The 23,120-nt window shown below is 69.2% G+C and carries 25 protein-coding genes; 1 reads left to right on the plus strand and 24 read right to left on the minus strand.

Features of this window, described 5'->3' with window-relative positions; all coding sequences use genetic code 11:
* Positions 1–173 precede the first annotated feature (173 nt).
* The 23 genes from U8330_RS12385 to U8330_RS12495 all read right to left on the minus strand — a co-directional run bounded on the left by U8330_RS12385 (position 174) and on the right by U8330_RS12495 (position 20,892).
* Entirely contained in the window at positions 174–710 is a 537-nt protein-coding gene (locus U8330_RS12385; RefSeq protein WP_323105582.1) for a cytochrome c-type biogenesis protein, read from the minus strand.
* A 248-nt stretch (positions 711–958) separates the two neighbouring features.
* Positions 959–2,941, minus strand: a complete 1,983-nt coding sequence (locus U8330_RS12390; protein ID WP_323105583.1) for a heme lyase CcmF/NrfE family subunit — start codon at positions 2,939–2,941, stop codon at positions 959–961.
* Entirely contained in the window at positions 2,938–3,387 is a 450-nt protein-coding gene (gene ccmE, locus U8330_RS12395; RefSeq protein WP_323105584.1) for a cytochrome c maturation protein CcmE, read from the minus strand. Before ccmE ends, U8330_RS12390 begins: the two co-directional genes overlap by 4 nt.
* The gene (gene ccmI, locus U8330_RS12400; RefSeq protein WP_323105585.1) at positions 3,384–4,529 is read right to left on the minus strand and encodes a c-type cytochrome biogenesis protein CcmI; all 1,146 of its coding nucleotides are present in this window, start codon (positions 4,527–4,529) and stop codon (positions 3,384–3,386) included. Before ccmI ends, ccmE begins: the two co-directional genes overlap by 4 nt.
* 129 nt (positions 4,530–4,658) lie before the next feature.
* Positions 4,659–5,072, minus strand: a complete 414-nt coding sequence (locus U8330_RS12405) for a hypothetical protein (RefSeq protein ID WP_323107273.1) — start codon at positions 5,070–5,072, stop codon at positions 4,659–4,661.
* A gap of 191 nt (positions 5,073–5,263) precedes the next feature.
* Complete coding sequence (locus U8330_RS12410) at positions 5,264–6,652, minus strand: ATP-binding protein (protein WP_323107274.1); 1,389 nt, start codon at positions 6,650–6,652, stop codon at positions 5,264–5,266.
* 33 nt (positions 6,653–6,685) lie between these two features.
* Entirely contained in the window at positions 6,686–7,372 is a 687-nt protein-coding gene (locus tag U8330_RS12415; RefSeq protein ID WP_323105586.1) for a response regulator transcription factor, read from the minus strand.
* Positions 7,373–7,557: 185 nt separating this feature from the next.
* Positions 7,558–7,809 (minus strand): hypothetical protein, encoded by a 252-nt coding sequence (locus U8330_RS12420; protein WP_323105587.1) that lies wholly within the window; start codon positions 7,807–7,809, stop codon positions 7,558–7,560.
* A 203-nt stretch (positions 7,810–8,012) separates the two neighbouring features.
* Positions 8,013–11,870, minus strand: a complete 3,858-nt coding sequence (locus U8330_RS12425; protein WP_323105588.1) for a baseplate multidomain protein megatron — start codon at positions 11,868–11,870, stop codon at positions 8,013–8,015.
* 18 nt (positions 11,871–11,888) lie between these two features.
* Positions 11,889–12,359 carry an NlpC/P60 family protein gene (locus tag U8330_RS12430; RefSeq protein WP_416236851.1) on the minus strand — a complete coding sequence of 157 codons (471 nt, stop codon included), beginning with the start codon at positions 12,357–12,359 and terminating at the stop codon, positions 11,889–11,891.
* Positions 12,334–13,215: a DUF2163 domain-containing protein gene (locus tag U8330_RS12435; RefSeq protein WP_323105589.1), complete on the minus strand. Its 882-nt coding sequence runs from the start codon at positions 13,213–13,215 to the stop codon at positions 12,334–12,336. Before U8330_RS12435 ends, U8330_RS12430 begins: the two co-directional genes overlap by 26 nt.
* Positions 13,212–13,853: a DUF2460 domain-containing protein gene (locus U8330_RS12440; protein ID WP_323105590.1), complete on the minus strand. Its 642-nt coding sequence runs from the start codon at positions 13,851–13,853 to the stop codon at positions 13,212–13,214. Before U8330_RS12440 ends, U8330_RS12435 begins: the two co-directional genes overlap by 4 nt.
* A gap of 83 nt (positions 13,854–13,936) precedes the next feature.
* The gene (locus U8330_RS12445; protein ID WP_323105591.1) at positions 13,937–14,503 is read right to left on the minus strand and encodes a phage tail tape measure protein; all 567 of its coding nucleotides are present in this window, start codon (positions 14,501–14,503) and stop codon (positions 13,937–13,939) included.
* The gene (locus tag U8330_RS12450) at positions 14,493–14,723 is read right to left on the minus strand and encodes a rcc01693 family protein (protein ID WP_323105592.1); all 231 of its coding nucleotides are present in this window, start codon (positions 14,721–14,723) and stop codon (positions 14,493–14,495) included. Before U8330_RS12450 ends, U8330_RS12445 begins: the two co-directional genes overlap by 11 nt.
* On the minus strand, positions 14,720–15,100 hold the full coding sequence (locus U8330_RS12455) for a gene transfer agent family protein (protein ID WP_323105593.1): 381 nt from the start codon (positions 15,098–15,100) through the stop codon (positions 14,720–14,722). Before U8330_RS12455 ends, U8330_RS12450 begins: the two co-directional genes overlap by 4 nt.
* A 3-nt stretch (positions 15,101–15,103) precedes the next feature.
* Complete coding sequence (locus U8330_RS12460) at positions 15,104–15,511, minus strand: phage major tail protein, TP901-1 family (protein ID WP_323105594.1); 408 nt, start codon at positions 15,509–15,511, stop codon at positions 15,104–15,106.
* Positions 15,512–15,557: 46 nt separating this feature from the next.
* A complete protein-coding gene (locus U8330_RS12465; RefSeq protein WP_323105595.1) occupies positions 15,558–15,962 on the minus strand; it encodes a DUF3168 domain-containing protein in 405 nt (134 codons plus the stop codon).
* Positions 15,959–16,303, minus strand: coding sequence for a phage head closure protein (locus U8330_RS12470; protein WP_323105596.1), 345 nt, complete (start codon positions 16,301–16,303; stop codon positions 15,959–15,961). Before U8330_RS12470 ends, U8330_RS12465 begins: the two co-directional genes overlap by 4 nt.
* Positions 16,300–16,872 (minus strand): head-tail connector protein, encoded by a 573-nt coding sequence (locus U8330_RS12475; protein ID WP_323105597.1) that lies wholly within the window; start codon positions 16,870–16,872, stop codon positions 16,300–16,302. Before U8330_RS12475 ends, U8330_RS12470 begins: the two co-directional genes overlap by 4 nt.
* A 162-nt stretch (positions 16,873–17,034) precedes the next feature.
* Positions 17,035–18,294, minus strand: a complete 1,260-nt coding sequence (locus U8330_RS12480) for a phage major capsid protein (RefSeq protein WP_323105598.1) — start codon at positions 18,292–18,294, stop codon at positions 17,035–17,037.
* 32 nt (positions 18,295–18,326) lie between these two features.
* Positions 18,327–18,902 (minus strand): HK97 family phage prohead protease, encoded by a 576-nt coding sequence (locus U8330_RS12485; RefSeq protein ID WP_323105599.1) that lies wholly within the window; start codon positions 18,900–18,902, stop codon positions 18,327–18,329.
* A 267-nt stretch (positions 18,903–19,169) separates the two neighbouring features.
* Entirely contained in the window at positions 19,170–19,487 is a 318-nt protein-coding gene (locus tag U8330_RS12490; protein WP_323105600.1) for a DUF6107 family protein, read from the minus strand.
* Between the two features lie 265 nt (positions 19,488–19,752).
* Complete coding sequence (locus tag U8330_RS12495; RefSeq protein WP_416236852.1) at positions 19,753–20,892, minus strand: phage portal protein; 1,140 nt, start codon at positions 20,890–20,892, stop codon at positions 19,753–19,755.
* 383 nt (positions 20,893–21,275) lie between these two features.
* Here U8330_RS12495 and U8330_RS12500 point away from each other — a divergent pair, with 383 nt between their 5' ends.
* Positions 21,276–21,428: a hypothetical protein gene (locus tag U8330_RS12500; protein ID WP_323105601.1), complete on the plus strand. Its 153-nt coding sequence runs from the start codon at positions 21,276–21,278 to the stop codon at positions 21,426–21,428.
* 362 nt (positions 21,429–21,790) lie between these two features.
* Here the strand turns inward: U8330_RS12500 and U8330_RS12505 are convergent, their stop codons facing one another.
* Positions 21,791–23,056 carry a DNA-packaging protein gene (locus U8330_RS12505; RefSeq protein ID WP_416236918.1) on the minus strand — a complete coding sequence of 422 codons (1,266 nt, stop codon included), beginning with the start codon at positions 23,054–23,056 and terminating at the stop codon, positions 21,791–21,793.
* Between the last annotated feature and the right edge of the window lie 64 nt (positions 23,057–23,120).

Below are 23,120 nucleotides of genomic sequence, written 5' to 3' on the forward strand. Positions count from 1 at the left end.
TTGTCCTTAACGCCTGGCCGAACCCCTTTGAGGCATCGGCCGATGACAAAGAGATAGGGCTTCCGACCTTACGGCGCAGTGACCGGGGAATGAAAACTTCGTAATGTTGTTCCGGTCTTACACCGCCCGGAGGAAAGCCTTCGCGCCTTTGGAGGCTGTCGGATCGAGGCCGCTCAGCGCTCGGGAGCAGTCGACGGCCCGGAGGCCTCGCCCGGCTGCCGCTCGAGAAGCCGGTCGAGCGCATCCTGCTCCTCCGGCGACAGCGGCGTGCCGCGCGCGCTCGTCCCGCGTCGTCTGCGCGCGGCGATCAGCAGCGCGGTGCCGCCTGCAAGCAGCAGCACGGCAGGAGCCGCCCAGAGCACCAGCGTCTTTCCCTCCACCCGAGGCTTCAACAGCACGAACTCGCCATAGCGCGAGACGACATAATCGATCACCGCCTCGTCGCTGTCTCCGCGCTGCAGCCGCTCGCGCACCAGCCGGCGCAGATCCTTGGCAAGTTCGGCGTTGGAATCGTCGATCGACTGGTTCTGGCAGACCATGCAGCGCAGATGCCCCGACAGAACCCGCGCCCGCCCTTCCAGCACCGGATCCGCCAACACCTCGTCGGGGTTGACGGCAAAGGCCGGGGCGGCGGAAAGGGCAAGGAAAAGAGCGAGGACTGCGCCTGGAAAGAAAGACCCCCTCTGGCCTGCCGGCCATCTCCCCCACAAGGGGGGAGAGACCGAGCGGCACCCGCTCGGCCCATCTCCACCATCGAATCGAACTCTGTCTCCTCCAGCGTCGAATTGAACTCCATCTTCGCAGCCTTGCGCAGAGAGGGAGCGACGGTCCCGCCCCCCGGTCTCTCCCCCCTTGTGGGGGAGATGGGCGGCAGCCCAGAGGGGGTCTTGCGGCAGATTGATGCCTTTGCCTTCGGCACCCCAAACGGGCTCATCGCTCGACATGCGCCCCACCCCGCTCACTCCGCCGCAGCGGCTCGCGGCCGCGCTGCGCGCCGGGCCGGCGCGCCGATGCGCAGGCGGCGGTCGCTCAAGGACACCGCGCCGCCGAGCATCATCAGCACCGCCCCACCCCAGATCGCGAGAATCACCGGCTTCCACCAGAGCCGCACGACGATCCCGCCATCGGGCAGATCGTCGCCGAGCGAGACATAGAGCTGGCTGAGCCCGAAGGTGAGAATGCCGGCCTCGGTGGTCGGCATGCGCCGCGCCGTATAGACGCGCTTGGCCGAATAGACATCCGCCACGACGACACCCGTACGGCGGACGGTGAAATGGCCGCGCTCCTCGGTGAAGTTCGGCCCCTGCCCGGGCTTCACCCCGTCGAACACCACCTGATAGCCACCCGCCTCCAGCGCCATGCCGGGCTTCATTTCGGCGATGTGCTCCGTGGCGAAGGCCGAAACGCCGACGATGCCGATCACCGTGACGCCGAGGCCGGCATGGGCGAGCGCCGTGCCGAAGACCGAGCGCGGCAGCCCGGTGAGCCGCCGCAGCGCCACCCCTACCGGAACCCGGCCGAAATTGGCGCGCAGCGCCAGATCGGTCAGTGCCCCGGCCATCATGAAGAAACCGAGCGCGAGGCCGAAGGCTGCCAGGATCGGCCCGCCGCCTTGCGCATAGGCAAGCGCGGCAGCCAGCACCAGTCCGATCGCCGCGGCCGCCATCAGCCGCTGGCCGGCCCCCATCAGGTCGCCGCGCTTCCAGGCGAGAAGCGGGCCGAAGGGCACGGCAAAGAGCAGCGGCAGCATCAGCAGGCCGAAGGTGAGGTTGAAGAAGGGCGCGCCGACGGAAATCTTGTCGCCGGTCAGCGCTTCCAGCGCCAGCGGGTAGAGCGTGCCGATCAGCACGGTCGCCGTCGCGGTCGTCAGAATGAGGTTGTTGAGCACCAGCGCGCCCTCGCGCGAGATCGGCGCGAAGATGCCGCCCGCCTTCAGCCGCGTCGCCCGCAGGGCGAAGAGCGCGAGCGCTCCGCCGATGAACAGGATGAGGATCAGCAGAATGAAGATGCCGCGGCGCGGATCGGTCGCGAAGGCATGGACGGAGGTCAGCACGCCGGAGCGCACCAGAAAGGTGCCGAGCAGCGACAGCGAGAAGGTCAGGATCGCCAGCAGCACGGTCCAGATCTTCAGGGCCTCGCGCTTCTCCATCACCAGCGCCGAATGCAGGAGCGCCGTGCCGGCGAGCCACGGCATGAAGGAGGCGTTTTCCACCGGATCCCAGAACCACCAGCCGCCCCAGCCGAGCTCGTAATAGGCCCAGTAGGAGCCCATGGCGATGCCGGCGGTGAGGAAGGACCAGGCGACGAGCGTCCAGGGCCGCACCCAGCGCGCCCAGGCCGCATCGAGCCGCCCTTCGATCAACGCCGCCACGGCGAAGGAGAAACTGACGGAAAAGCCGACATAGCCGAGATAGAGCAGCGGCGGATGGATCGCGAGGCCGATATCCTGCAGCACCGGGTTCAGATCCTCCCCCTCGCCCGGCGCAGGGATCAGGCGCGTGAAGGGGTTGGAGGTCAGAAGGATGAACAGCGCGAAGGCGCTGGCGATCAAGGCCTGCACCGCGAGCACATTCGCCTTCAAGGAGGCCGGCAGGTTGCGCCCGAACAGGGCCACGAGCGCCGAAAAGAAGACGAGGATCAGCAGCCAGAGCAGCATCGAGCCTTCGTGATTGCCCCAGACGCCGGAGAATTTATAGACGAGCGGCATCATCGAATGCGAATTCGCCCAGACAGTCTGCACCGAGAAATCAGAGGTGACATGCGCATAGGTGAGAGAGCCGAAGGCGATGGCGACCAGGACGAAGCTGGCAGACGCGGCCGCGGTGCCGCTTTCCATCAGAGCCGCATCGCGCCGCCAGGCACCGAAGGCCGGCAGCAGCGCCTGGATCAGGCTGGTCGCCAGCGCCAGCACCAGCGCATAATGGCCAAGCTCGACGATCATCGAATGGTCTCCTTGCCGCCGAGCGAGACGCCCTGCGCCTTCAGCCGATCGGCCACATCCTTCGGCATATAGGTCTCGTCATGCTTGGCGAGCACCGTGTCGGCAAGGAAGGTGCCTTGGTCGCTCATCACGCCCTCGGCCACCACACCCTGCCCCTCGCGGAAGAGGTCGGGCAGGATACCGGTATAGCGAACCGGCACCGTGACCCGCGTATCCGTCACGTCGAAGCGCACCGTCATGCCGCTGCCACGCTCGACCGAGCCGTTGGCCACCAGGCCACCCAGCCGGATGCGCGTTCCGGGCGCCACATGCGCCGCCTGCAGGTCGCCCGGCACATAGAAATAGGCGACCGCCTGGCCGAAGGCGAAGAGCACCAGAAGCACCGCCGCCGCCACGAAGCCGACACCCGCTGCAATCAGGCTCAGGCGCTTCTGCTTGCGGGTCATTGCGCGCGTCCTTCGGGGTTCAGGCCCAGTTCGCCGGCCAGCGCCAGCAATTGCTGCCCTTCGGCCTTGTCTCGGGGAAAGGCGGCCAGCCCGTCGGCGAGTGCGGCCTCCGCCTTGCCGCGCTCGCCGAGCACGGCATAGGAGCGGATGATCCGCAGCCAGCCTTCGAGATTTGCCGGATCGTCTTTGAGTTTCGCCGCCAGGCTTTCGACCATGCCGGCGATCATCTGCCGCTGCTCCGCCGGTGCCATGGCCGCGGCAGAGGCGACATCCGCCGCGCTCGGATTGCCGGGCGCAGCGGAATTGGCTGCAGGCCCGGCCGGCGGGGTCGCCAGTCGCGCCATGTTCTGCTCCACCTGCGCGCGCCAGGGCGCATCGGCCGGCGCTTCGGAGAGCAGCCGCCCATAGGCGGCCCTCGCCTCGTCGGTCTTGCCATCCTGCTCCAGCGCCAGCGCCAGGTAATAGCGGGCACGCGGCTCGCCGGGGTTCATCGTCAGCATCTGCCGCAGCGCGGCCTGCGCGCCCTCCGTCACTCGTCCGCCCGCCTTGGCGATCCGGCTTTCGGCGAGCCCGCCGAGCCGCTGGGGTGTGGGGCCAAGCAGGCGGATCGCCTGGGAAAAGGCGTTCTCCGCATCGTCCAGCCGGCCGCTGCCGTAATAGATGGGCGCCAGCACATCGAAACCCCGGCCATCCTCCGGGTTGTCGGCCAGCCGTTGCTCGGCACGCGCGATGAGAAGGGTGATATCGTCAGCCGGGTTCGCCAGCCGCGCGGCAAGCGGCGCATCGGGCAGCCCGGGGCTGCCGGTCGTCAGATAGAGACAGAGCCCCACCGCAGGAAGAAGCAGGATGATCAGCGCCTGCGCCAGACGATTGGCAGAGGGCCCTGCCTCCTTTGCCTGCGTTCCGGCCTGCGCATCCGCGGAGAGAAGGCGCCGGGCCACCTCCGCCCGGGCGAGCTCCGCCTCGTCCCTCGAGATCAGGCCCTGCGTCAGATCGCGGCCGATCTCGTCGAGCTGGTCGCGATAGACCGCCGCATCATGCCGCCCCTCCACCACAGGCGCCGCGCGGGCGCCGAGCAGCGGCTTGAGCAGGACGATGGCGACGACGGCCGTCATCAGGGCAACGAGGATCCAGAACTGCATGCTGGCTGATTACACCGCGGGTTTGCCGCTTCCAATCGCTATTTCGGCCCTGACGGAGAAGTGAGGCCTTTCGCCGCGTAAGCGATGACCGGCACACCGCTCTGCCTTACAGCGTCCGGAGTGGACGGGTCAGGTGAGCGGAGTCCAGCTGCCGTCGCTGTTGCGGCAGGCCACGCCTCGCGCCACGGTGTCGCCGCTGCCGTCGGTCACGGTATGGCTGTATTGCCGGCAATTCTGCGAGCCGACCTGATAGGGCGCCGTCGCCACCACCGATCCGCGCACCTTGGCGCCCTGCCAGACAACGGGCTGACCGCCCGGCGCGGCTTCAAGGGCGCGGTACTCGGCTTCCAGCGCGCGCTGGCGGTCGGCCGTGCTCAGGGTCTGCCCGGCCCCCTTGGCAATGATCCCGCCCTGCAGCGCCGTGATATAGGCCGCGGAATTGGCGACCCGGCCGGTCGAGGCCAGCGCCGCCGTCGGGCCCGTTCCGCTGCGCGTCCCGCATCCGGCCAACGCCACCAGTGCGAAGCCAAGGCTTGCGAGCATGAGCGGGCGAAGGCGGGCAGAAGGCGGGCAATCGATCATTCCGGTATCCGTCAGGGCGCTGGTCCAAAGGGTGGCTGCCCCTCTTCTGGCACTCCCGGCCGGGCGAGGCAACAGCCGATCGAAGACTGGAAGCCGCAAGCGCCGCTTTCCCGCCTGCCCGAATCGGAGCCGATCGGAACAGGCAACCGCGCTCAGGAGGCCGCCGGCAGAACCAGCCGCGCCTTCAGGCCGCCGAGCCCGCCGCGGGTCAGGCCCAGCGTGCCGTGATATTCCCCGGCGATCTCGCGCACGATCGACAGTCCGAGCCCGGTTCCGGGCTTGCTCTCGTCCAGGCGCCGCCCGCGCTTGATCGCAACCGCGATCTGGTCCGGCTCGAGGCCCGGACCGTCGTCCTCGACATCGATGATGATCCAGTGCCGCCGCCCGGGATCGCGCCCCGTCACCTCCTCGCTGGCGAGCTCGGCCGTCAGCCGCACCTCGCCCGTCGCATAGCGCGCGGCATTGTCGAGCAGGTTGCCGACGGTTTCCTCCACATCCTGCTGTTCCATGGCCAGCACCAGCCCGGGCGGCGTGATGGTCAGCACGAAGGCCTTGTCGGCATGCAGCCGTCGCATCACCCGCACCAGCCGCTCCAGCACCGCTTCCACCTCGGTGCGCGCGAGCACGGATTCGCGCTGCGCGGCGATCCGGGCGCGGTTGAGATAGGACTGGACCTGCATCTGCATCGCATCCGCCTGGTTGCGCACCAGCTCGCCATGCGGCGCCTCCAGCACGCGCGCCTCGTTGATCAGCACGGCCAGCGGGGTTTTCAGCGAATGGGCGAGATTGCCGACCTGCATGCGCGCCCGCTCGATGATGCGGCGGTTGCTCTCGATCAGCGCATTCACCTCGCTGGCCAAAGGCTGGATCTCGCGGGGAAATTCGCCGTCCAGCCGCTCGCTCTCCCCGGCGCGGATCTTCTCCAGCGAGCGCCGCGCCTGGTCGAGCGGCCGCAGGCCGAAGAGGATCGCCAGCGCATTCATCCCAAGCCCGCCAAAGCCGAAGATGGCCAGCGAGACGTAGAGATTGCGGTTGAAGTCGTTGAGGTCCGATTCGAGAACGTCGCGATTGCCCGCCACGCGGAAGCGCGCCGTATGGCCCTGGATATCCAGCACCACCTCGGTCTCTGCCACCTCCACCTCGTTGCCGAAGGAATCGCGCGTCGTGTAGAAGCGCTCGTAGCGAATGTCGAAGGGCACCTCGTCGACGCTCACGATCGGCAGCTTGCCGGAGCCAAGCGAGGTGGAAACCAGCGGCGGCGTGTTGAATTCGCCGATCGGCTCGACGATCCAGTACCAGCCGGTCTGCGGCTGCGAGAAGCGCAGGTCGCCCAGTTGCGGGCTGCCGGCGAGCACCTCCTTGTCGTTGACCGAGATCGAGTTGATGACGTTGTAGAGCTGCGCGCGCAACAGATCCTGGAAGCCGCGCTCCGACCCCTGGCGATAAAGCGTCGAAATCACCACGCCGATCACGACCAGTGCGGCCACCGCCCAGATCGTCGAGACGAGCAGCACGCGGGCCGTGAGCGACTGGAGCCGCAGCATGGTCCTATCGCCCTCCCCGGTCGCGTTGGCTCAAGGCTTGGCGTCCTTGTCGACCAGACCCGGCGCCTGCATGCGGTAGCCGAGCCCGCGCACCGTCTCGATCAGGTCGTTGCCGATCTTCTTGCGCAGCCGGCCGACGAACACCTCGATCGTGTTGGAATCCCGGTCGAAATCCTGGTCGTACATATGCTCGACCAGCTCGGTGCGCGACACCACCTGCCCCATGTGATGCATGAGATAGGAAAGCAGCCGGAACTCGTGCGAGGTCAGCTTCAGCGCCACGCCGTTGACGGTGGCCTTCGAGCCCTTGGTGTCCAGCCGCACCGGGCCGCAGACGATTTCCGAGGTCGCGTGGCCGGCGGCGCGGCGGATCAGCGCGCGGATGCGCGCCAGCACCTCTTCCACATGGAAGGGCTTGGTCACGTAATCGTCGGCGCCCGCATCGATGCCGGCCACCTTGTCGCTCCAGCGGTCGCGGGCCGTCAGGATCAGCACCGGCATGCGCCGCTCGGCGGCCCGCCATTTTTCCAGCACCGTGATGCCGTCCATCTCGGGAAGGCCGATGTCGAGGATGATCGCGTCATAGGGCTCGGATTCGCCGAGATAGTGCCCTTCCTCGCCGTCGAAGGCCTGGTCGACGACATAGCCGGCCTCTTTCAGCGTGTCCGCCAGCTGCCGGTTCAGGTTGACGTCGTCTTCGACCACCAGAATGCGCATGGATGCCGTTTCACCTTCCGCTGGCCGGCCCTTGCGGGGCAGCACGTGTTCCTAAAGCCTGTAGAGACGAAGCGTCATCGCTCCGTCGTCCGACAATGCGACGAAACGAGGCGCAAGAGCAATCCCGCTCGCCCGGCGTTTGCCGGGGGTTGCCGACCCCTCTTCGCCCGGCCCATGTGAACCGCCTACATCGGCACCCGCACCGTCATCTTCTTCGGCCGCCCGCCATTGCCCGGAATGAGCACGGTGATGACGCATTCGCCGTCGCCCGTCGGCTGCACGGACAGCAGCTCGCCGCCTGTTTCGCTCACCACCTGCTGCGCCGCCATGCCGCAATCGTCGCTGACGCGGAGCACACGGTCCGTGCCGTCCACGCTCGACGGCGCGGCGCCCATCAGGCCGGCGGCAAGCGTTGTGACAAGGAGAGGTGAGGACATGACGACACTCTTGGCTTCCGGCCGGCATCCGCCGCGTGTGGCCGAACTTGTAGATGAACCCGTCTGAATGGCAAATGAACGTCTGCTTAAAAGGACCATGCGCCCCAGTGTGGGTGATTTGCACGCCGCACGCAACGCGGAGCCGCGCCGCGATTGCCTCACCCTTATGTGTCCAGACGTGCTGCAAGAGTGGAGGAATCGCGTCACACCGGCAGCGTGGCCGAAGCCGGCAGGCCAAGCGCCACGATCCGCCCGCGCTGGCGGACGCGAAGGCCGAGCGTCGTCTGGCGCGCTCCGAAATCGGCCATCTCCTGCGCCGCAGGATAGAGAAATCGCGGCACGGACAGGTCGATCCGGCGAAGCACGGCGCCGGTGCCGGAGAGGATCTCGAGCCGATAGCCCTCCTCCGCCTCGTCCAGCGGCACCTCCCCATCCGCCCAATCGTCGCCGTCCTGGCGCGTGCAGCGGATCCAGCGGAGCGCGATCGACTGGTCGGACAGCCGCTCCGCCTGGAGGTGCACCGGGGCAAACGGCGTCTGCGCCCGCCGGCCGCCGGCAAAGCGCTGCACCGCCGGCGGCGCTGCCGCCGTGCCCCTCGCCTCGGCAATCCAGTTGAGCGGCCGCCCGGCCTCCGCCGCAGTCAGCCCCAGGCTCTTGACCGCCTGGTTCAGCAGCACGACTGCGGCCCCGCCCGCCGCCCCGGCTGCCATCGCATCCGTGGTGCCCGCGAGACCGCGCAGCAGGGTCGACAGCCGCCAGCGGCCCGCGGCGATCTCCTCCGCCTCCGCAAAGCCGATGATCTCATAGGCTCCGTTCTGTGCCAGAATTGCCATCCGGTTCGCGCCGTTCAATACGGCAAGACGCGGCGCTGCGGCGAGCGCGCCGGCGTAAAGGTCGACCGTCAGGGTCTGGGACCGATCGAAGCGGCCGGTCACACCGGGGCCCAGCGCTGCGGCAAGCGCGCCCATCGTCGCCGGCCGGTCGAGGCCGAGGCGCGACTGATAGCCCTCCGTGAGGGAGGAGGCCGACAGCACCATGGCCCGCCACGGCCGGGCAAAGGCCGCCGCCCGCGCAAAGTCGGTCGCCGCGCCCTCCTTGTAGGCCGGCAGGTCCATCAGCCTCAGAACCGGGTCGAAGCCGGCGGAGGGCTTGCGGCTCTCGTCGCCCGGCAGCCGCCGCGGCTTCAGGCGTCCCGAACCGCCGCGCACCAACGCCCGCGCCTCCACCCGCCGCGTGGCCCCCTCCTCGATCCGCTCGATCAGGTATCGCCCGGCCGGTCCCTGCAGCGGCCCGCCTTCCAGCGTCACCACATCGCCCGGCATCAGCGCGATCTGGCCCGGCGGCAGGGCAAAACGCAGGCGCTCGCGGCCGGCCTGGTGGTCGCGCAGCACCGCCGCCACCGCGTCCAGCGCGGCCGTCTCGTGCAGGGCGCCGGCGATCGAAAGCCGCAGCATCCGATCGTTTGCGGGGCTCGCCCGGTGCGACCGCGCGGTCGCGCGTTCGTAGTTCGCCTCGGGGTCCAGATGGTCGAGCACCGCCTCGCTGGCAAAGTCGCTCTCATGGCCGCGCTCGCACTCGAAATGCGCCGCGCCATCCTCGTCCGCCAGAACCTGGAGCGCGACCGGCGGGGCGGCGTTCTGCAGTCGCGAGGAGAAGACCAGCCGCTCGCCCTGTTCCGTCTGGTCGATGGCAAGCGCCTGCAGAAGTGGCTCGAGAACGTCGCGCGCCGCCGCCACCTCGCTCTGCACGAAACCGCCAAGATCGCCGCAGACCAGAGCCGTATCGACATCCGCGACACCATGGTCCTCCAGCACGGCGGCGATCGTATCGGCCACGCTCGCCGTTCCCAGCCGCCCGTTCAGCCAGTGGCCGGTCGTCCAGTTGGCGCTGTCGGCAAACAGGGTGCCGTCGCCCGGAAAGGCCGGCACCGGCCGGGCGTCCCAGGTCCAGACGAAAAGGTGATCCGCCTCGACCCCGCTCGCCCCCGCATCCGCCCGCCAGACGTCGTGCTGCGCCTCCAGCACGCGGCGCTGCAGCGCATCGGCCCGCCCGCCGCGTGAGAAATAGGGCGCGAAACTCTCCGACGATTTCGGGTCGAGAAACACATTCGGCTGGTTGCCGCCCTTGTCGATCGCCGGACAGCCGATCTCCGTCAGCCAGATCGGCTTGGCGCGCGGCTGGAAGGCGGTCGGCTGAGCTTTCTCCACCCCGCCCACCCTTTCATAGTGCCGGTTCGTCCACCAGCCGGCCAGATCCTTGTAGCGGAACACCCAGGGCTTGCCCGCCTGCCCGTCGGTGATCGGCGTACGCGTGCGGGCCGCGCGTGCCGCCTCGCTCGCATAGAACCAGTCATAGCCCTCGCCCGCCATCATCATGGCGCGGAAGCCAGCCTTGTCCTCCGGCGTGCGCATTCCGTCCGGGTTGCCGGAATTCAGATCCTCGTCCCGCCAGTCGGACACCGGCATGTAGCTGTCGATACCGATCGCATCGATGGCGCTTGCCGCCCAGAGCGGATCGAGATGGAAGAGCACATCGCCCGTACCGTCCTGCGGCTGATAGCCGAAATATTCGGTCCAGTCGGCGCCATAGGTCAGTTTCGTGCCGGGGCCGAGCAGCGCCCGCACATCATTCGCCAGATCGATCAGCGCCGAGACGAAGGGGAAGCGTCCCTGCTCGTCGCGCAAGGTCGTCAGGCCCCGCAGTTCCGAACCCAGGATGAACCCCTCCACCCCGCCGGCGAGCCTGGCAAGCTGGGCATGATGCAGCACGAAGCGCCGGTAGCCCTCGTCGCCGGCATGCGAGATGATGCGCCCTCCGTCGACCTCGAAATCGGAGGCCTTGGCCTGCCCGCAGAAGGCGGCAATCTCCGTGCGTGCCGCTGCCGTCTTGTCGGAGGTGCCCGGACGCCCCGGCGCCTTGACGCCGGTGATCCGCCCGCGCCAGGGAAAGGCCGCCTGCCGCTGGCCGCCATAGGGATCGGGCAGGCTGTTGTCGGGCGGCACGTCCATCATCAGGAACGGGTAGAGAAACACCTGCAGCCCGCGCGCCTTGAGATCGGCGATCGCCGCCAGCACGCTGTCGTCGGACGGCGTGCCGCCATAAGCGGGGTTGCCGTCGATCCGGCTGACGAGGTGCGCCGTGCCGCGGTCCATGCCGCTCACCGACCAGGCCTTGCTTTCGCCCGGTCGGCTGCGCGTTTCCACCCCCGGCCGCAGCCGGCAGGAGCCGGCGCGCAGGTCGGTCCCGAACCAGGAGACGACCAGCGCCACCCGCTCCAGGTTCGGGCACAGCGCCTGCAGTTCGTCGAGTGCCGCCTGCCAGTCGGTCTCGGCGTGGAAGATGTTGCGGTTGATCAACCGCTTCTCTCCCGCCCCGGTCTTCTCGCTCACGACCTGCGGATCATAGCCATGTTCGCTGGCGCCGGGGATCAGCGTCACCGCCCTGATCAGCCTCTCCAGCCGCCCCACCGGGCGGATCGCCTCGAACTGGATCACCGGAATACGGTTGCCATAGGGGCCGAGCGGCAGGCGCTCGAACACGGCATAGGCAAGGCCGCGATAGGCCGGCGCCCTGCCGGCCCCCTGCTTGGCTTCGATCAGCGGATCGGGCGCCTGGCCTTCGCCGCCGATGTGGAGCCGCATCTCCACCGTGGTCAGATCGAGCTCCCGCCCATCCGCCCAGACCCGCCGTACCCCGGCGATCGGCCCTTCGCAGATACCGATGGCCAGATTGGCGGCATAGCGGAAGGTTTCGACACGCGGCCCGCTCGCCTTGCCGCCCTGGCGCTCGTCCTGCACGCTCTCCTCGAAGCGGGTGGCCCAGATCAGCGTGCCGCCGATCCGCATCGTGCCATACAGTCTCGTGATCGCCGTGCCCTCCTCGGCACCGGGAATCCGCGCGCCGATCAGCGGGCTGCCGGCCGTGCCCGGCCGATCGGTCAGGAGGGCGCGGTCGATCGCCGCCCCCGCCAGCGCCCCGGCCGCCCGGCCGAGGATCGTACCGACAGGGCCGAACACGCTGCCGAGCGCGGCACCGGCCGCCTGCAGAACGATGGTCGCCATCGCGAAACCCCCTTCTCGTCAGAGCATGGGAAAGGAAAAGGCGCGCACGATCCGCCGCCGCCAGGAGGGCACCAGCGCTGACTCCACCACGGCTGCCTGTTCATAGGCATGGATGAAGCGGCCTGCGCTTGAGAGAATGCCCGCATGCTTGGCCGGCATGTCAGTTCGCCAGGCAAAGAGCAGCAGGTCGCCCGGCTGCATCGCCTCTGCCGGATGGCCGGGCCCGAGCGCCCGCTCGGCCGCCGCGCGCAGCCGGTCCTCGCCGCTGCGCTCCGCCCAGTCCGGGCTGTAGGGCGGCGGCACCTCCGGTTCAGTGCCGTAAAGCTCGCGCCAGAGCCCGCGGATAAGCCCCAGGCAGTCGCAGCCAACCCCTTTGAGGCTCGCCTGATGGCGATAGGGCGTGCCGAGCCAGCCCCGCACCGCCGCCACCACCCGCTCGGCCGTCTCGCGCCGGCCCCTCATCTCAGTCGAACAGCGGTCGCCCGTCATGCACCGTATCCTCGTCCGCATAGCCATAGGAAAAGTCGCTCCCCGGCAGGTGCGGGAAGCCGCGGAAATTCACCGCATTGCCGTAGCGCTCCCGGCAGGTGCGGAAGCTCTTGTCGCAGCCGAAGGTCGCCAGCAGCCGGTCGCCCACCTCCGGCATCACAGGCGGCGGCAGCCACAGAGTGAGCAGCCGCATGGTTCCCTCCCGCTGGTCGTCGTCGAGATCGGCCACGCAACCGGCCGCGCGCCCGCTCGTCACCCGCAGCGTGCCCGCGCGGTAAGCGCCCTCCGGCGCATCGAGCCCGCTCATCCTCAAGGCCGTCGGCCCGGCAATTGCCACGATCGTTCCCGTCTCCTGGCGGCCGGCCAGCGAGAGCCCGCACCGCGGATCGCCGAACAGCGCATCGCAGCGCCGCCCATAGACGCGGCCATGCGGCTCGCCGAGCCGGTGGCTGAGCCCGCGCAGCTCGGCCTGGAACCGGGCGCCCGCGCGGCGCACCTCGCCAATCTCCTGCACGCGCAGCAACACCGCCTGTTCGGGTGCTGCCCAGTTGACGAGAAACACCTCGACGCGCGCCCCGTCATAGCGCCCGGCGATCACGTCGGCTTCCTGGATCGCCTCGCTTGAAAAGGCGCCTGCCACCTCGCCGGCATCGACCGCCAGCCCCAGCGCCGCCTCCGCCTCGCTGGCGCGAAAGCCGCTTGCCGCGCGGCAGAGCGTGCCGTCGACGGGCAGATCGCGGTCGTGCTCGGTAAAGCCGATCACCGTTCCATCGCGCCGCGTCACCCGCCAGCAGTGGCAGACGGTCGTCGCATCGCCGGCCAGATGCGCGGCAAGCGCTGCAGGCACTCGTCTCATGGCTTGATCTCCACAAGCGGGATGGAGGGAATGCGCCCGGCGCGAAAGGCCGCGAGACCCACCTCGATCCGCTCCGTATCGAAGCGCACCGGCACGTCGAACTCGAAGCCCGCCGTCACCGCCGCGCCCGCCCCCGGCTTGAAGGCCGGCAGGAACTCGACCGCGCCCGCCACCGTATCCACGGTGTAACGCGCCGGCGGAACGAGGACGCCGTCCAGCGCCACGATCACCGTGCCCGCCGCCGGCTTGGCGATCTCCCGCTGGCTGGCGCCGCCGGCATCGGCATAGGTCTTGATCAGGGCAAAGCGCGTCTGGCTCCCCGTCGCGATCCCGAGCAGCTGGTCGCTCGGCTGCGGCGCCCGGCCCGGCGGGCCGGACCGGAAGTCGAGCGGATCGCGGAACCGAAACCCGTAGAGCGCGCCCGAACGCGCTTCGAAGAAGGCGAGCACGGCATAGAGATCGTCGAGCGATTTCAGTCCCGATCCCGCATCATAGCGCCGCCGCGCGTCCCGCCAGCGGCGGTTGCGCGCCTCCCGCCCGTTGGAAAGGTTGACGATCTCGGTGCGCCGCTCCGGCCCGCCGCTCGTTCCGAGCGAAAGCCGCAGCGGAAAGCGCACCTCGTGAAATCCTGCCGCCATGGCCCCCCCCCCCCTTTTCCGCGTCGATCCGCATTCTGCGCGCCGGTCGAAGCGCCAGCATCCACCGGCTCCCGCGATGCCCGTCAAACCCCGCGCCGCCCGCGCCCGACAGTGCGGGTCAGCATGGCGGCGATCTGCCCTTCGGATTTGCGGAAGCTCTCCGCATCCGGCGTCGTCACATGAAACTGGATGGTCGGCCCGGCCGTGGCCTGGGCCCCGGTTCGCCCCGCCGCCCCCGCGTCGCTTCCGCGGGTCGCCTCGCCGTCAGGTCCGCTCTCGGATGTCTGGGCGGCCAGCGCCCGCGCCAGCCCCCTCGGTGCCGCCAGTCCGCCGGCCACGAAGGGCGTCGCTCCGCCGCCGTCGGCCGCTGCGCCGCCGAGCCCTTCGCCCACCGATGTAAGTGCGCTCGAAATCGCCTGGCCGATCAGCCCTTCAAGCGGCTTCAGCCCGGCGGAAAGGGCGATCTCGCTGATGCGCAGGCCGGCGCTTCTCAGCACGCCCTCGAGCCCGCGCCCCTCGCGCGCCGCGCCCTTCAGCGCCCCGGTCAGCGCCGCGCCGAAGGCGGCGGAGCGGCGCTCGAGATCGGCGAGCACGTCACCCAAGGCCTGCGCCGCGTCCCTCTGGTCGGAAAACGGATCCTCACCCTTCATCGCCATCCTCCTCCTCATCCGGAAAGGCTGCCATCAAGGCGGCAAGCTCGCCGCGGCGCAGCGGCCGGGGGCCGCCCGGCGGGGCGAGCGCCGCCGAGAGTTCGCGCGGCGTCATCGCCCAGAAATCACGCGGGGCAAGCCGCAGCCGCGCCAGGCCGGCATGGATCGCCGCCTCCCAGGGGAAGGGCTCCAGTCCGTCCGTCGCGGCTGCGGCTCTCAAGGGTCCGCGGCGTCCCCCGCACCGTGCGCGGCCCCTGTCTCGTCCGGCTCGCCGAAGGTCGCGGCCAGCAGTGCCCCGGTCAGCCGCGCCAGCGCCGCAAGCCCGCCATCGGCCTGCATCCGCGCCACCTCGGCTTCGCTCGCCTCCGCGCCGCCGCCGCGCAGGCCCGCCGCCAGAATGCGGATCATGTCCGCAGCCTTCAGCCGCCCGGCGGCAAAGCGTGCGGCGAGATCGGTCAGGCTGTCCGCGCTGAAGGCGGTTTCGAGCTCGGCAAGGCTGCCGAGCGTCAGGCAGAGGATTCGCCGCTCGCCGTCGAGCACGGCCTCGATCTCCCCGCGCCGGCGATTGGCGCGTCGTGGTTCGGTTCGTGCCTTCATCGCTCACACCGCCGTAAAGGTCAGCGCACCCGCCGAGTCCAGCGTGATCTCGAACTGCAGCTCGCCGTCATACTGGCCGGTATAGATCAGCGCGGTCACCTGGAAGCGGCCGGCGATCACCCCGAAATCCGGGATCGCCAGCTGCCAGTTCGGCGTCGTGGCATCGAAGAAGGCGGCGCGGACCAGAAAGTCGGAGGCCGCATCCTTGAAGAGCCCGGTTCCCGAAACCGCCGCCCGCTGCACCCCCGCCCCGGCCAGGAGCTCGCGCCAGCGCCCGCTCGAATCCGCATCGGTCACATCCACCGTCTCGGCGTTGAAGGACAGCCGCTTGGAGCGCAGCCCCGCCACCGTCGTGAACCCCGTGCCATTGTCGATCTTCACCAGAAGATCCCTGCCCTTCTGCGCCGCCATCGGCCCTCTCCTGTTTTCGCCATCGCCGTCATCGGCCGTTCGGTCATCAGCGCGGCTCGGTCACCGCGCGAAACATCAGCTCCGCCCGGTGCCCGCGCGTCTCGCCGTCGCGCCGGGTGCGCGTCGTCTGGTGCCGCAGGTTGACGAGGATGTGGCTCGGCAGCGTAAGGGCCTGGTCGTGCAGCAGGGCGCGCAGCCGCGCCGCCACGGCCTGCACGGCCTTGTGCCCGCCCTCCTCGCCCCGCACCTCGATCGCCAGCCGATGCTCCTCGCCGGGCTCGCTCGCGGTGGAATAATCGCCGCTCTCGATCGCGCCGAAGCGCAGGGCCGGCCGCGCCCCCGGCGTCGTCAGCCGGTCGGTGATCGTCCCTCCGGCAACCAGTCCGGCAAGCGCCGCATCGCCCGACAATCGGGCGAAGATCGCCGCCTGGAGCTCGTTGGCCGCGCTCATGGCAGGAGCTCCCGGCAGCGGCAGCTGATGATCCGCCGGCTCTCGTCGGGATCGATCGCCGCCAGGATCTCGAAGAGGCGCGGACCCTTCCGCAGCCGCATGCCCGCCTTCAGGTCGCCGCGCCAGCGCAGGTCGATCCGGTGGCTCGCCTCGCTCAGCCGTTCGTCCTGCCGCTCGCCGATGAACACCGCCAGCGGCTCGATCCGCGCCCAGAGCGTCGCGAGAACCACCGTGCTGCGTATGACCCCGCCCTGCCCGTCCGGCGTCTCCAGGAAGGTTTCGAGGTCGAGCCGCGCCGTCATCAGCCCCGGATCGATCACGCCGCTGCCAAGCGCGCTCATGCGATCCGCCTCAGCCGGTAGGGCGCGAGCAGGCGGTCATAGCCGTTCGGCACCGCAGCCGGCTGCTCCTCCAGGCCCACCGCGCCGCGGAAAGAATAGAGCTGGGTCAGATGCAGCAGCATGGCGCGCCGCAGCCCCTCCGGCATGTCGGCCAGGGTTTCGCCGAAGCCCGCGGTAAAATCCACCTCGATGCCGTTGATCGCCTTCTGCGTTTCCGGAACGGCGGGCAGGAAAAGCCGCGCCGGCCGTGCCGCCCCGTCCAGGCAGAAGCCGGTCAGGTTCACCGCGCCCGGCGTCCCGTCGGCCCTGTAGACCGTGATCGCCTCGATCGAGCGCACCGGCCCGCGGCCGATCTCCAGCACGCGGCCCGCCGGCCATTGATCAAGATAGAGGCGAAACGGCCGGCTGATCAGCGCCAGCCCCGTCTCGCGCTCCAGATGGTGGCGCACGGCGCGAATGAGGCCGGCGATCAGCCCGTCCTCGGCCGTCTGATCGACACGCAGATGCGCCCGCGCTTCGCCGAGCGAAAGCGGCTCGACCGGCGGCGGCGCCAGTTCGACGATGGTCATGTGTCACCCATTTGAGGAGAAGCGAAGGATCGGGATTGGCGGACGCGGTGGGAGGAGGGTCCGCGTCCGCCAAGCGGGGGAAGCGCTCTTGCGAGCCTGCCCATCCCCCCGCGGGACGATCCTTGGGCTGGATCTAAACAACAAGCGCAGCCGCGCGGACAATCAAGAGGCGGCGAACTTCATCAGCTTGATCGCCTCGAAATTCTGCACGCCGCCCCCCACCCGCTTGGTGGTGTAGAACAGCACATAGGGCTTGGCGGAATAGGGATCGCGCAGCACCCGCGTGCCGGTGCGGTCGACAATCAGATAGCCCGACTGGAAGTCGCCGAAGGCGATCGACAGGCTGTTGGCCGAGAGATCCGGCATCTCCTCCGATTCCGCGATCGGAAACCCCATCAGCGAGGCCGGCTGGCCCACGGCGGCCGGCGGCTTCCAGAGATAATTGCCATCGGCATCCTTGAACTTGCGCACCTCTGCCTGGGTTCGCCGGCTCATCACGAAGCTCGCCTTCTGGCGATAGCCGGCCTTCAGCGCATAGATCAGGTCGATCAGCGTGTCGGAGGGATTGGCCGCGCGGAACGCGCCGGCCGCGCCGCTCAGGATGGTACCGATATTGCCCCAGCTCCAGCCGCTGTCGGCGACCGTCGGATAGGTCAGGAAGCCGCGCGGCTTGTTCACCCCGTCACCAGTGACGAAGGCAAGTCCTTCCTGCTCGCCGAAGGCGATATCGACCTCGGAGGCGATCCAGCTTTCCACATCCACCGCCGCATCGTCGAGCAGGGCGGCAGTGGCCGCCGGCATGGCATAGAGCTCCATGGTCGGGAAGGAGAGCTCGGCCAGCTGCGGCGTGTTGGTCTGCGGCCGCGCCGCCGTTTCCGCCACCCAGCCCGAAGTAAAGCCCGCCAGCGAGAACGGCTTCTTGAAAAGCGAGGCCGAGACCTGTCGCACCGTCGCAAGGCCGCGGATCGGCGAGATCACCGCCACGCGGCGGCCGATTTCGCCATCCACCTGCGCCGGCACCAGAAAGCCGCCATCCGCGCCGACGCTGATCGACATGGCCTTTTCTTCCAGCGCGCGCAGGCTGGCCTCCTCGCCCCGCCGGATATAGGCCTCGAAGGCCGCCTTGTGTTCGGCGGCATCCGGGCTGATCCCCTCGCCGCGGCTGAGCGCCGGCCGCGCCTTGCGCAGCAGCATCTGGTCCATCGCCTGTTTCTGCTCGTCCATGGCCCGGGCAATCCGGTCCACCTTCTCGCGCGTCACCACATCCGCGCCGAACTTTCGCTCCAGCTCGTCCAGCCGCCGGTCGTTGCTCTCCTTGAACGCCTCGAAGGTGTGGAGGAAATCGTCGAGCGCCGCGGTCATCGTGTCGGCGGAGGCCTTGACCTCGGGCGCGCGCCGCGAAAGCCCCGTGGTCCCCGCCATCCCTGCCTGATCCGCTGTGTCTGCCATCGTCATCATCGGGTTCCTTTCAGGTTGAACGCCATCATCCGCGAAGCCCGCCGCAGCGTGCGGACGAGCTCGGTCTCCCGGTCGCGATAGAACCGGGCCTGCTTCACGTCGGAGACCCGCGCCGAGGGCAGCATCGGGAAGGTCACGATCGAGATTTCCCAGAGATCGGCCTCCAGCACGCGCCGCACGCCGCTCTTGGCGTCCCGGCTCGCCCGCACCGTGCGGAAGCCGATCGAAAGCCCGTCGAGCGCGCCGCTCTTCATCAGCTGATGCACCTCGCGGGCCCGCGCGACCCCGGGCGAAAGCAGCCCCTCGACATAGAGGCCGCGCAGATCCTCGCGGATCTCCGTCCAGGCCCCGATCGGCTCGTTCGGGTCGTGCTGGTAGAGCATCCTCACGCCCGCCGGCCCGCGCCGGGTCAGGGAATGCGAAAAGGCGCCGCGTTCGATCCGGTCGCGGCCGAGATCGACCTCGCCAAATACGCTCGCATAGCCGGAAAACCGGCCTTCGCCGGTCACGCCCGCCAGCGTCAGGCCGGCATGCGCCCTCGTCCGCCGGACCGGTCCTCGATCAGTCGCCATCACCCTCTCCTTGTCAGTGCAGAACAGGCTCGCAGTACCGGACAGCCGACCTCCCCGGTCGCGCCTGCGCCGAGGCCGGCAAGCGCATCGCCCGCCGGACCGAACCTCGGTCAGTCGCCTTCACGTCCTCAGTGCCGGTTCGGTCTTGGACGTTCGGCCGCCGGACTCAGCCGGGACAGGTCGGAGGCGGTCGCCTGTCGACGACGACAGTCCTGCGGCGCCCGTCCGCCGGCTCGGCGACCGCGGCACGATCACTCTCGAGGCGCCTCAGCGTCTCTTCTGTCCATAGCGCGCCGCCATGCGCACGGCGGCGCCGAGCACCCACCAGGCCGCAAGGCTTGCGACCGCCGATCCGCCGAGCAGCAGCTCGCTGCGGGAGATCCGGCCCATCAGCCCCAGATGCTCGGCCGCCAGCAGCCCCGTCGGTCCGCCGAAGACCAGGCCGCAGAGAAGCCCGGTCACGAACCGCGAGGCCGCCTCCTGCCGCCCCTTGGGCAGCATGTAGACGAGCGACACCGCCGCCCCGGCCACAGCACCAAGTCCACGCATCGCCCAGAAACCCGGCTCGTGACCGAACTCCGCCATGATCCTCATCCTCTTCCACTCTCTGAAGGCAGCCCGATTTTCCGAGTCCCGTGAATCCCTTGCCGCCAAACCCTCACCCCGCCTGCAAACCCCTTCACCCACCACCTGACCGCCCAAAAACCCCATCATCCCCATGTCACCAGCCTCTCTCGCTCAGCCCCCACCCCACGGTCCGTCCCCCCTTGTGGGGAAGGTGGGCGGCAGCCCAGAGAGGGTCTTCCCGCCCCATCCGCAGCGTTCGCGATCCCGCGCCCGTCGACCCGCCTTAGTAGCCGACCGCCGCCCGCTTCTCCTCGTCCGTCAGGAAGGTGGCCGCGCCGATCCGTTGCCAGAGGTCGCTCACCTCGGCGGCGAGCCCGGTGACCCGGTCGAGGTCGGGGACGAGGCTGAGGGGGCTGGCGTAATGGCCGGCGAGGAAGCTGGAGAGCGCGGCGGCGGTGCGGGTGGCCATGGGCAGCACCGTCAGCCGGTAGAAGGCGCGGTTGGCCTCCTGATAATTGGCATAGGTGTTGTCGCCCGGAATGCCGAGCAGCATCGGCGGCACGCCGAGCGCCAGGGCAATGTCGCGCGCCGCCCCGTTCTTTGCCTCGATGAAATCCATCTCCTGCGGCGAAAGCCCCATGGCCTTCCAGTCGAGACCGCCCTCCAGCAGCAGCGGACGCCCGGCGCGCAAGGGACCGCCATAACCCTCGTCCAGCTCGCTGCGCAGCCGGTCATACTGGTCGCTCGTCAGGTTGCCGCCCTCCTTCGGCTGGTAGACCAGCGCGCCGGAGGGACGGGCGGCGTTGTCGAGCAGCGCCGTGTTCCACTGCGCGGCGGCATTGGAAAGGTCGAGCGCCGCCTGCGCCGCCGCAAGCGGCGAGAAGCCCAGCTGGTCGTCGAGCGGATGGAAGAGCCGGAGATGCAGGATCCGCCCCTCCTGAGCGCCATAGCGGGTCAGGCTGCTGCCGGCGCGGTACTCGTAGCCCTCGGGCCACCCGTCCCGCCCCTCGACGATCCGCACCCGGTCGGGCCGCAGCAGATGCAGCTCGCGCGGCATGCCACCGAGCGTGACAGCATCGATGAACGCATTGCCGGACAGGAGAAGATGGCCGAACAGCGCCTCGAGGAACTCCGCGCCCGAACGCCCGGCGCCGGGCCGGGCGAGCAGCGCCAGCGCCGGATGGTCCGGTCGCTCCGTTTCGCCCTCATAGGCGAGCAGCGGCACGGCCGCCGCCGCCTCGGCGATCATCCGCACCGTGCGGTAGGCGATCGGATTGCGCAGGAACCCGTCCTGCGCCAGCGCCGTGTAGCTGCGCCCACCGGAGGAGAACCGGACCTCCCGGCGCAGCGTCGGCAGCCCGACCGCCTTGACCTCGCTCGGCGCCCGCAGGCGCGACCACGGCATTCGCATTCGTCGCGTCATCCCATACCTCCAGAACCCGGCCGTCCGACGCTGCCGGATCGGCTTCGTCAGGCTCAGGTTGCATTTTCAGTTCATCTTTGCGCCGGCGCGGACGCTCCCCATCGCCAGCAGGCGAAAGGGCCTTACCTCCACGTGCCCGACCGACATCCGCCGCAGGAAACGGGCCGAACGGTAAGCTGGCCTCTTTCAAATCCAACGTCGCTGTCCCGTTTTGGCACAGCCTGCACGGGGCTCAATGCTGCAATGCAAAAACGCCGGATCCTAAATCGATTGAAATCAACTGAACCGTTTTAAAGCTTTAAGGCATGGATTTACTTTGTCTTTACGCTGTGCAACCGTCATTGCCATCAAACGCAACCGGTCTTGAGTTCAGGAGAGTGAGCATGTCGCATGTCGAGAAGTCGCCCGTCGTCACGCAGCGCGAAATCATTCCGCAGCATCTCCTGAACAGGATCGAGAACGAATGGAGCCAAATGCGCTCCGCCGCCTCCGCTCCCCGCCTGGAGCTGCGTCCGCAGACGATCCGCAAGGATTGAGGGCGGTCGGAACAATTTTTTCGCGCAAAGGCGGAACCTTCCTCAGTCAATGCCGTTTATGGCCCGCTCAACCCAGCGTTAAGCATGATGTGATCGGAGGCAGCGGTTCATGACGAGCAAGACAATCCCCCAGAGCCTGTTCGAGCGGTTCGAAAGCGAGTGGCGCCAGGTTCGCGATGGTGTTCGCGCCCCGGCCAAGCCGATCGCTTCCCAGGCAGCGAAATAATCGACGGCATCGCTGCGATGCCTGATCAACACAAACCGGTGCCGCACGGCGCCGGTTTTTTCGTTGCGATCGGCAGCGAAACCTGTCGGCGACCGCCGGATCGGTAGCGTCCACAGTGCCCAACTGGCCTTCCTCGTCAGATCGACCGCAACCGCGGCTCGCCATGGCGGTCGAAGAGCAGCGCCGTCAGAGCCCAGACCAGCGCGTCCAGCCGGTCGGGCGAGCGGCCGGAGGAAAGGCCGTCCGGCCCGAAGTCGCACATCTGGTCTTCGAGCGCGGGAAAGCAGCCCGCATGCAGCACACGCCCCTGTTCATAGAGCGCGGCCACGGGCTCGGCGCGCGACCACTTGCCCCGCGTCGCCCGCACCATGCTGATCGGCAGGCTCGCCTCGATGCCCTTCAGCACCTCCGCCACCATTTCGCCGCCCTGGTTCACCTCCGCCACCACCCGGTCGGCATCGAAGCGGTGGAAGGCGCGCACCACGGCGCCCGCCCAGCCGGCCGGGCTCTGGCCCTCCACCGAGCAATCCGCCAGCACGACGCCGCGCCCCGCCTCGTCCAGCCCCGCCACCACGATGCCGCAGCAGCTCTCGCTGCCCGAGGAGGCCGGCGGGTCCACCGCGACCACAATCCGGCCGATCGGGCCGCTGATGCGGCGGGTCAGGCCGGCGATCAGGCTGCGGCTCCAGAGCGCGTCCTCCCGGTCGGCGATCAGTTCGCCATCGAGCTCCTGCCGCCCGAGCCGCGTGCCGCCATAGCGGGCGTGCAGCGCCGCCAGAAAACCGGGCGCCAGATTGCGCTCATTGTCCTGCGTGCGCAGGCGCCGCACCTGCGTTCCGGGATCGGCCATCAGCGCAGCGATCAACGGCGTCGGTCGCGGCGTCGTCGTCACCAGCACCTGCGGTGCGGCGCCGAGCCTGAGGCCGAACTGCAGCATGTCGTAGGTCGCCTGGGCATGTTTCCATTTTCCAAGCTCGTCGCACCAGGCATAGTCGAATTGCGGCCCGCGCAGGCTCTCCGGGTCCTCGGAGGAAAAGATCTGCGCCACCGTCCCGTTCGGCCAGAGGAGCCGACGCCGGCTCGATTCGAACCGTGGCCGCCGTCCATTGGGCGCGATCCGGGCAATGCCTGACACGCCGTCGATCATCACCTCGCGCGCATCGCCCAGCGTTTCCGCCACCAGCGCGATCCGCAACCCCGGTCTGGCGCCGGGTCCGGCGGCAAGCGCCTGCACCCATTCCGCCCCGGCCCGCGTCTTGCCGGATCCGCGTCCGCCCATCATCAGAAAAACCCGCCAGTCGCCCGCCGGAATCCGCTGCTCCGGCCGTCCGCTAAGCCGCCAGTCGGTGGAAAGCCGCACCAGCATCGACGCCGGCACCGTCAGCCCCGCGAGGTGGACCATCCGCCCCGCCGCCGTCTCGCCCGCAAGCACCTCTTCGCCCGTACGCGCCTCATCGCCCGTACGC

It is taken from the genome of Rhizobium sp. CC-YZS058 (assembly GCF_034720595.1).
Taxonomy (GTDB): Bacteria; Pseudomonadota; Alphaproteobacteria; order Rhizobiales; family Rhizobiaceae; genus Ferranicluibacter.